The sequence below is a fragment of the Streptomyces hirsutus genome (assembly GCF_001418415.1).
Classification (GTDB): domain Bacteria; phylum Actinomycetota; class Actinomycetes; order Streptomycetales; family Streptomycetaceae; genus Streptomyces; species Streptomyces hirsutus.
On record NZ_LIQT01000009.1, the window covers coordinates 20634 to 28925 of the forward strand.

An 8292-nucleotide genomic window follows, 5' to 3' on the forward strand; every position below is an offset into this window, starting at 1 on the left:
CTGTCCACGCCGACCGTGCTTGCATAGGGTGATCGGGTGACACAGCCTGCATCGGTTGCCTCCGCCGCTTATTTCCGGTTCCCGCATCTGCACGGTGAGTTGGTCGCCTTCACCGCCGAGGACGACGTGTGGCTCGCCCCGCTCGACGGCGGCCGCGCCTGGCGGGCCAGCGCCGACAACGTGCCGGTGACGATGCCCCGCATCTCGCCCGACGGCACCACCGTCGCCTGGACCTCCACCCGTGACGGCGCCCCCGAGGTGCACGTCGCGCCCGTCGAGGGCGGCCCCGGCAGACGCCTGACGTACTGGGGGAGCGGGAAGACCCAGGTGCGCGGCTGGACCCCGGACGGGAAGGTCCTGGCGCTCAGCACCCACGGCCAGGCCAGCCTGCGCCGCACCTGGGCCCGTGCGATCCCCCTCGACGGAGGACCCGCCACCACGCTGCCCTACGGCCCCGTCGGCGACGTCGCCCACGGGCCGCGCACCGTCCTGCTGTCCGCGACGATGGGCCGCGAGGCCGCCACCTGGAAGCGCTACCGGGGCGGCACGGCGGGCAAACTGTGGATCGAGCGGGAGACGGGAGACCTCGGGGCCGCCGACGCCACCGAGGTCACCGAAGCTCCCGAAGCCACCGCACTCCCCGGCGAGTTCGTACGCCTGCACGCCGACCTCGACGGGAACATCGAGTACCCGCTCTGGGTGGGCACCAGGATTGCGTTCCTCTCCGACCACGAGGGCACCGGCGCGCTGTACTCCTCCCTCGCCGACGGGTCCGACCTGCGCAGGCACACCCCCCTCGGGGGCACCTCCCGCTCGAGCGAAGCCGAGAGTGGGGGAGGGTTCTACGCCCGGCACGCCGCCACCGACGGCACCCGCGTCGTCTACGCCAGTGCCGGGCAGCTGTGGCTCCTCGACGACCTGGACGGGGCCGAGCCCCGCCCGCTCGACATCCGGCTCGGCGGCCAGCGCGTCGACCTCCAGCCGTTCCCGGTGAACGCGGCCCGCTGGTTCGGCTCCGCCGCCCCCGACCACACCGCGCGCGGCAGCGCCGTCTGCGTGCGCGGCGCCGTCCACTGGGTCACCCACCGGTCCGGGCCCGCCCGGGCCCTCGCCGCCACCCCCGGCGTCCGCGCCCGGCGCCCGCGCACCTTCCGCGCGGACGGCGAGGAGTGGGTGGTGTGGGTGACGGACGCCGAGGGCGACGACGCCCTGGAGTTCGCCCCGGCCACCGGCCTCGCCCCCGGCGCGACCCCGCGCCGGCTCGCCGCCGGACAGCTCGGCCGGGTCCTGGGACTCGCGATGTCACCGGACGGCAGCCGCGCCGCGGTCGCCTCGCACGACGGCCGCGTCCTGCTCGTCGAGCGGGAGACCGGCGAGGTCCGCGAGGTCGACCGCAGCGCCGACGGCGACGTCTCCGGGCTGACCTTCTCGCCCGACTCCGCCTGGCTCGCCTGGTCCCACCCCGGCCCCCGCCCGCTCAGCCAGCTGAGGATCGCCAGCACCACCGACCTCCAGGTCACCGAGGCGACCCCGCTGCGCTTCCAGGACTACGCGCCCGCCTTCACCCTCGACGGCAAACACCTCGCGTTCCTGTCGACCCGCTCCTTCGACCCGGTCTACGACGAGCACGTCTTCGACCTCGCCTTCGTCGAGGGCGCCCGGCCGCACCTGATCACCCTCGCCGCGACGACCCCGTCGCCGTTCGGCCCGCAGCGGCACGGCCGCCCCTTCGAGACGCCGGACCGGGACGAGACCCCCGACAGCGAGGGCACCCCCACCACCCGGATCGACCTGGAGGGGCTCGCCGACCGGATCGTGCCGTTCCCGGTCGAGGCCGCCCGCTACTCCAACCTGCGCGCCGCCAAGGACGGGGTGCTGTGGCTGCGCCACCCGGTGCGCGGCGTGCTCGGCGCCACCAGGGCCACCCCCGACGACCCCGACCCGAAGACCGAGCTGGAGCGGTACGACCTCGCCCAGCAGCGCCTCGAGCATCTGACCTCGGACGCCGACCACTTCGAGGTCAGCGGTGACGGCAAGCGGGTGCTGCTGTGGACCGACAGCCGGCTCAAGGTCGTCCCCAGCGACCGGCGCGCGTCGGGCGACGACGACAGCGACAGCAACATCACCGTCGACCTCGACCGGGTCCGCCAGTTCGTCGACCCGGCCGCCGAGTGGCGGCAGATGTTCGACGAGGCCGGCCGCATCATGCGGGACAACTACTGGCGGCCGGACATGAACGGCGTCGACTGGGACGCCGTCCTCGACCGCTACCGGCCCGTCCTGGACCGGCTCGCCACCCACGACGACCTGGTCGACCTCCTCTGGGAGGTCCAGGGCGAACTCGGCACCTCGCACGCCTACGTCACCCCGCGCGGCGGCTTCGGCGGCGGCGCCCGGCAGGGCCTGCTCGGCGCGGACATCTCCCGCCACGAGGACGGCAGCTGGCGCGTCGACCGCATCCTGCCCGCGGAGACCTCCGACCCGGAGGGCCGTTCCCCGCTGGCCGCGCCCGGCGTCGCGATCCGCACCGGTGACGCGATCGTCGCCGTGGCCGGACAGCCGGTCGACCCGCTGGCCGGACCGGCCCCGCTGCTGGTCGGCACCGCGGGCAAGCCCGTGGAGCTGACCGTCTCCCCGGCCGGCGGCGGCGACCCGCGGCACGCGGTCGTCGTCCCCGTCGCGGACGAGGAGCCGCTGCGCTACCACGCCTGGGTCGCCGACCGGCGGGCCCATGTCCACGAGCTGTCCGGCGGCCGGCTCGGCTACATCCACGTCCCCGACATGCAGGCGCCCGGCTGGGCCCAGATCCACCGGGACCTGCGGGTCGAGGTGATCCGCGAGGGCCTGATCGTGGACGTCCGGGAGAACCGCGGCGGCCACACCTCCCAGCTCGTCGTGGAGAAGCTGGCCCGGCGGATCGTCGGCTGGGACCTGCCGCGCGGCATGCGCCCGGAGAGCTACCCGCAGGACGCGCCCCGCGGCCCGGTCGTCGCCGTCGCCAACGAGTTCTCCGGCTCCGACGGCGACATCGTCAACGCGGCGATCAAGGCGCTCGGCATCGGCCCGGTCGTCGGCACCCGCACCTGGGGCGGCGTGGTCGGCATCGACAGCCGCTACCGGCTGGTCGACCACACCCTCGTCACCCAGCCCAAGTACGCCTTCTGGCTGGAGGGTTACGGCTGGGGCGTGGAGAACCACGGCGTGGACCCGGACGTGGAGGTCGTCCAGCGCCCGCAGGACCACGCGGCGGGCCGGGACGTCCAGCTGGACGAGGCGGTACGGCTGGCGCTGGCCGCGCTCGAGGAGACACCGGCGAAGACGCCGCCGACGCTGTCCTGACCGACGTGACCGACGTGACCGACGTGACCGAGCTGACCGATGCGGCCGAAGCAACCGAGGAAACCGAGACAACCGAGACAACCGAAGAAGCCGAAGCGGCCGAGGTAGCCGAAGAGTCCGGCGCGATGGTGTGACGGATACGATGCCGGGTAGGCGATCAACCCGGCGCGAGGAGGCACACCCATGGCAGGGGAACCGCAGGACGACTGCCTGTTCTGCAAGATCGTCGCAGGACAGATCCCGGCGACGATCGTCCGGGAGACGGACACCACCGTCGCCTTCCGCGACATCAACCCGCAGGCGCCCACGCACGTCCTGGTGATCCCGAAGGCGCACCACAAGGACGCGGCGGCCCTCGCCGCAGCCGCTCCCGAGGTCGCGGCGGACCTCCTGCGCGAGGCGCAGGCCGTCGCGGACCAGGATCAGCTGGAGAGCCACCGCATCGTCTTCAACACCGGCAGCGGCGCCGGCCAGACCGTCTGGCACGCGCACGCCCACGTCCTGGGCGGCCGCGGCCTCCACTGGCCGCCCGGATAGGCAGCCCCCTGTGTCCGTACGCGAACTGGTGGTGCTCGGCACCGCCAGCCAGGTCCCCACCCGCCACCGCAACCACAACGGCTACCTGCTGCGCTGGGACGGCGAGGGCATCCTGTTCGACCCCGGCGAGGGCACCCAGCGCCAGATGCTGCGCGCCGGGGTCGCCGCGCACGACCTGAACCGGATCTGCGTCACCCACTTCCACGGCGACCACTCGCTCGGCCTCGCCGGAGTGATCCAGCGCATCAACCTCGACCGGGTCCCGCACCCCGTCACCGCCCACTACCCGGGCTCCGGGCAGCGCTTCTTCGACCGGCTGCGGTACGCGACCGCCTACCGCGAGACGGTCGGCATCACCGAGGGACCCGTCGGCGCCGACGGCCCGCTCGCCCGCACCCCCGGGTACACGCTGGAGGCGCGGAAGCTGTCGCACCCCGTCGAGTCGTACGGCTACCGGCTGGTCGAACCCGACGGCCGGCGGATGCTGCCCGACCGGCTCGCCGCGCACGGCATCAAGGGCCCGGACGTCGGCCGCATCCAGCGCGAGGGCACGCTCGACGGGATCGCGCTGGAGGACGTCAGCGAGGTGCGGCGCGGCCAGCGGTTCGCGTTCGTCATGGACACCCGGCTCTGCGAGGGGGTGCAGGCGCTCGCCGAGGGCTGCGACCTGCTCGTCATCGAGTCCACGTTCCTCGACGAGGACGAGGAGCTCGCCGTCGAGCACGGTCATCTGACGGCCGGCCAGGCGGCCCGGGTGGCGCGGGACGCGGACGTGCGGCACCTGGTGCTCACCCACTTCAGCCAGCGCTACGGCGACCCGGAGGAGTTCGAGCGGCAGGCGCGGGCCGCCGGGTACACGGGCGAGCTGACCGTGGCCCGCGACCTGCTGCGAGTGCCGCTCCCCAAGCGTCGCTGAGGCCGCCCGTACGATGTTTCGATGCCCGTACCGAAAGCTGAACTGCACCTTCACATCGAAGGCACCCTCGAACCCGAGCTCGCCTTCGCCCTCGCCGCCCGCAACGGTGTCGACCTGCCCTACGCCGACACCGACGCCCTGCGCGAGGCGTACCGGTTCCAGGACCTCCAGTCGTTCCTGAACCTGTACTACGAGCTCATGGCCGTGCTGCGCACCGAGCGGGACTTCGAGGACCTCGCCGACGCCTACCTGGCCCGCGCCGCGGCGCAGGGCGTGCGGCACGCGGAGATCTTCTTCGATCCGCAGGCGCACACGGCCCGGGGCGTCGGCATGAACACCGTGGTCGACGGGCTGTGGCGGGCGCTCGGGCGCAGTGAGGAGACGCACGGCGTCTCGACCCGGCTGATCCTGTGCTTCCTGCGGGACGAGTCCGCCGAGTCGGCCCTGGCGACCCTGGACGCGGCCAAGCCCCACCTGGACCGGATCACCGGTGTGGGCCTGGACTCGGCCGAGGTCGGCCACCCGCCGGCGAAGTTCCGCGAGGTGTACGAGGCGGCCGCCGCGCTCGGGCTGCGGCGCGTGGCACACGCCGGTGAAGAGGGTCCGCCGGAGTACATCACCGAGGCGCTGGACGTCCTCGGCGTCGAACGGGTCGACCACGGGCTGCGCTGCGTGGAGGACCCGGCGCTGGTGGCGCGACTGGTGCGGGACCGGATCCCGCTGACCCTGTGCCCGCTGTCGAACGTCCGGCTGCGCGCCGTGGACACCCTCGCCGCCCACCCGCTGCCCGCGATGCTCGACGCCGGCCTGCTGTGCACGGTGAACTCCGACGACCCGGCCTACTTCGGCGGCTACGCAGGCGACAACTTCGACGCGGTGCGCGACACCCTCGGCCTCGGCCCGGAGCGGCTGCGCGAGCTGGCCCGCAACTCCTTCCTCGCGGCCTTCCTGGACGACGACGAGGAGCGGCGGGGCCGGTACCTCGCCGAGGTGGAGGCGTACGTCTTCCAGTAGTCCCCGTGTCCCCGTGCCCGTGCCCCCGTGTTCCCGCCGTCCGGTGCGTCCGGCGCACGAACCGATGGTGGTGCCACCCCCATGGACACGGGCCGCAGACCCATCGATCGCCGCACCGGCGACAGCGAACCGAGCACCGCCGAGAACAGCGGGCACTGCCTCCACGTCGACGAGCCCGAGGTCGCCGTCGAGGCGATCGGGAGCATCGCCGCGCAGGCCGCCGGCTGACGCTCCGGCACCGGTTGCCGTCGACCCATTGACGACCCTGGTTCGCCTATTTAACCTCTGTTCTCATACATGGATGACCTTCATGAGGGGAGACGGCGCGGGTGAGCCCCGGCACGGGCACGGGCACGGACGCGGAGACGGACACCGCGGCCGTGGTGCGGCGGCTGCGGGACGCGATGGCGGGCGGTGTGCTGTCGTTCCCGCTGACCGCCTTCCACGACGACGGCACCCTCGACCCCGACGGACAGCGCGCCTACCTCGCCCGCCGGCTCGCCGCCGGCCCCGGCGCCCTCTTCCCCGCCTGCGGCACCGGCGAGTTCTTCTCCCTGGACGAGGACGAGTACCGGCAGGTCGTCGTCCTCACCGTCGAGGAGGCGGCGGCCCGGCTCCGCGGACGCCCCGTGGGCCCCGTACGCGCCCCGCTCACCGACCCCCCGCTCACCGACCCCTCGCCCTCCGACCTCACCGACCTCAAGGCCCTGCTCGCCGCCGGCCTGGACCTCGTAGGAGCCGCCCTGTGACCGCGCAGAACGCGTCAGCCGTGCCGACCGCCCGCGACCTGACCATCACCGAGGTACGGCTCACGCCGATCCTGGTCGCCGACCCGCCGCTGCTGAACACGCAGGGCGTCCACCAGCCGTACACGCCCCGGCTGATCGTCGAGATCGTCACGGCGGACGGGACCACCGGCGTGGGGGAGACCTACGGCGACACCAAGTACCTGGAACTGGCCCACCCCTTCGCCGAGCAGCTCAAGGGCCGCAAGGTCACGGATGTGAACGAGTTGTTCGCGCTCCTGGACGAGGTCGCCGTCGCGGCCGCCCGGGTCGACGACGCCGTCGACGTCGGCGGGCTGCGCGGCGTGCAGACCGCCGACAAGCTGCGGCTGTCCATCGCCTCCGCCTTCGAGGTCGCCTGCCTCGACGCCCTCGGCAAGAGCCTCGGCCTGCCCGTGCACGCCCTGCTCGGCGGCAAGCTCCGCGACACCGTGGAGTACAGCGCGTACCTCTTCTACAAGTGGGCCGGCCACCCCGACGGCGTCCCGGCCGAGAAGGACGACTGGGGGGCCGCCCTGGACCCGGCCGGTGTCGTCGCGCAGGCCCGCGCCTTCAAGGAGCGGTACGGCTTCGGCTCCTTCAAGCTCAAGGGCGGCGTCTTCCCGCCCGAGGAGGAGATCGCCGCCGTCCGCGCCCTCGCCGAGGCCTTCCCCGGCCACCCGCTGCGGCTCGACCCCAACGGCGCCTGGTCCGTCGAGACCTCGGTCGAGGTGGCCGAGGCGGTCGGCGGCATCCTGGAGTACCTGGAGGACCCGACGCTCGGCACCCCCGCCATGGCCGAGGTCGCCGCCCGCACCGGCGTGCCGCTGGCGACCAACATGTGCGTGACGACGTTCGCCGAGATCAAGGAGGCGTTCAGCACGAACGCCGTCCAGGTCGTCCTCTCCGACCACCACTACTGGGGCGGACTGCGCAACACCCTGCACCTCGCCGCCGTCTGTCGCACCTTCGGCGTGGGCGTCTCCATGCACTCCAACACCCACCTCGGGATCAGCCTGGCCGCGATGACCCACGTCGCGTCCACCGTCCCGGGCCTGCACCACGCCTGCGACTCCCACTACCCGTGGCAGTCCGAGGACGTCCTCACCGAACGCCTCACCTTCGAGGACGGCGCCGTGCGGGTGTCCGACGCGCCCGGCCTCGGCGTCACCCTCGACCACGACCGGCTCGCCGCGCTGCACCGGCGGTGGCTGGAGGACGACGGCGCGCTCCGCGACCGCGACGACGCGGCGGCCATGCGGATCGCCGACCCCGACTGGCTCCCCCCGGCGGTGCCCCGCTGGTGAGAGGCCCCGCGGCACGCCGGACCCGGGAGCGGGGGAGCGGCTCCGGCGTGACGGGCGGCGCGTTGTCGGTGGCGTGGTGCACACTGGCCGAAACCGCACCAGGCCAGGGAGCGCATTGTGGAGGCGTCCACCACGTCAGCCGGAGAGGGAATCACCGACAGCGCCGCTCAGGATGTCATCGGCCATGCCGGTGTCCCGGCGGGGGCGCACTGCCAGCCCCAGGCCGACCCGCTCGCCGCGCTGCGCACCCCCGACGACCCGCCCTGGGACGTCTACCTCACCGGTACGGTCTTCCTCGACATCATCTTCACCGGGCTCGACTCCGCCCCGGTGCGCGGGACCGAGTCCTGGGCGCGCGGGATGGGGTCGAGCCCCGGCGGCGTCGCCAACATGGCCACCGCCCTGGCCCGCCTCG

General features: G+C 73.6%; 7 protein-coding genes and 2 pseudogenes. All 9 read left to right on the forward strand.

Annotation, left to right across the window (positions count from 1 at the left end; translation table 11 throughout):
* The first annotated feature begins 36 nt into the window (after positions 1-36).
* The gene (locus tag AOK11_RS00875) at positions 37-3339 is read left to right on the forward strand and encodes a S41 family peptidase (protein WP_055591667.1); all 3303 of its coding nucleotides are present in this window, start codon (positions 37-39) and stop codon (positions 3337-3339) included.
* 5 nt (positions 3340-3344) lie between these two features.
* Positions 3345-3473, forward strand: a complete 129-nt coding sequence (locus tag AOK11_RS46075) for a hypothetical protein (protein ID WP_276204782.1) — start codon at positions 3345-3347, stop codon at positions 3471-3473.
* Between the two features lie 49 nt (positions 3474-3522).
* Entirely contained in the window at positions 3523-3876 is a 354-nt protein-coding gene (locus AOK11_RS00880; protein WP_055591668.1) for an HIT domain-containing protein, read from the forward strand.
* 10 nt (positions 3877-3886) lie between these two features.
* On the forward strand, positions 3887-4792 hold the full coding sequence (locus tag AOK11_RS00885) for a ribonuclease Z (protein WP_055591669.1): 906 nt from the start codon (positions 3887-3889) through the stop codon (positions 4790-4792).
* A gap of 21 nt (positions 4793-4813) precedes the next feature.
* Entirely contained in the window at positions 4814-5806 is a 993-nt protein-coding gene (locus AOK11_RS00890; RefSeq protein WP_055591670.1) for an adenosine deaminase, read from the forward strand.
* 81 nt (positions 5807-5887) lie between these two features.
* The gene (locus tag AOK11_RS41365) at positions 5888-6034 is read left to right on the forward strand and encodes a hypothetical protein (RefSeq protein WP_206188748.1); all 147 of its coding nucleotides are present in this window, start codon (positions 5888-5890) and stop codon (positions 6032-6034) included.
* Between the two features lie 176 nt (positions 6035-6210).
* Positions 6211-6423 (forward strand): annotated as a pseudogene (locus tag AOK11_RS44320) (dihydrodipicolinate synthase family protein); the annotation flags it as partial.
* Positions 6424-6575: 152 nt separating this feature from the next.
* On the forward strand, positions 6576-7877 hold the full coding sequence (locus tag AOK11_RS00900) for a glucarate dehydratase family protein (protein WP_055591676.1): 1302 nt from the start codon (positions 6576-6578) through the stop codon (positions 7875-7877).
* Positions 7878-8054: 177 nt separating this feature from the next.
* Positions 8055-8292, forward strand: a pseudogene (locus AOK11_RS00905) (sugar kinase); the annotation flags it as partial.

What these genes read in the sequence shown, in the direction of transcription:
- AOK11_RS00890 (WP_055591670.1), top strand. Translation starts at nt 4,814, where the DNA reads ATGCCCGTACCGAAAGCTGAACTGCACCTTCACATCGAAGGCACCCTC.
- AOK11_RS41365 (WP_206188748.1), top strand. Translation starts at nt 5,888, where the DNA reads ATGGACACGGGCCGCAGACCCATCGATCGCCGCACCGGCGACAGCGAA.
- AOK11_RS00880 (WP_055591668.1), top strand. Translation starts at nt 3,523, where the DNA reads ATGGCAGGGGAACCGCAGGACGACTGCCTGTTCTGCAAGATCGTCGCA.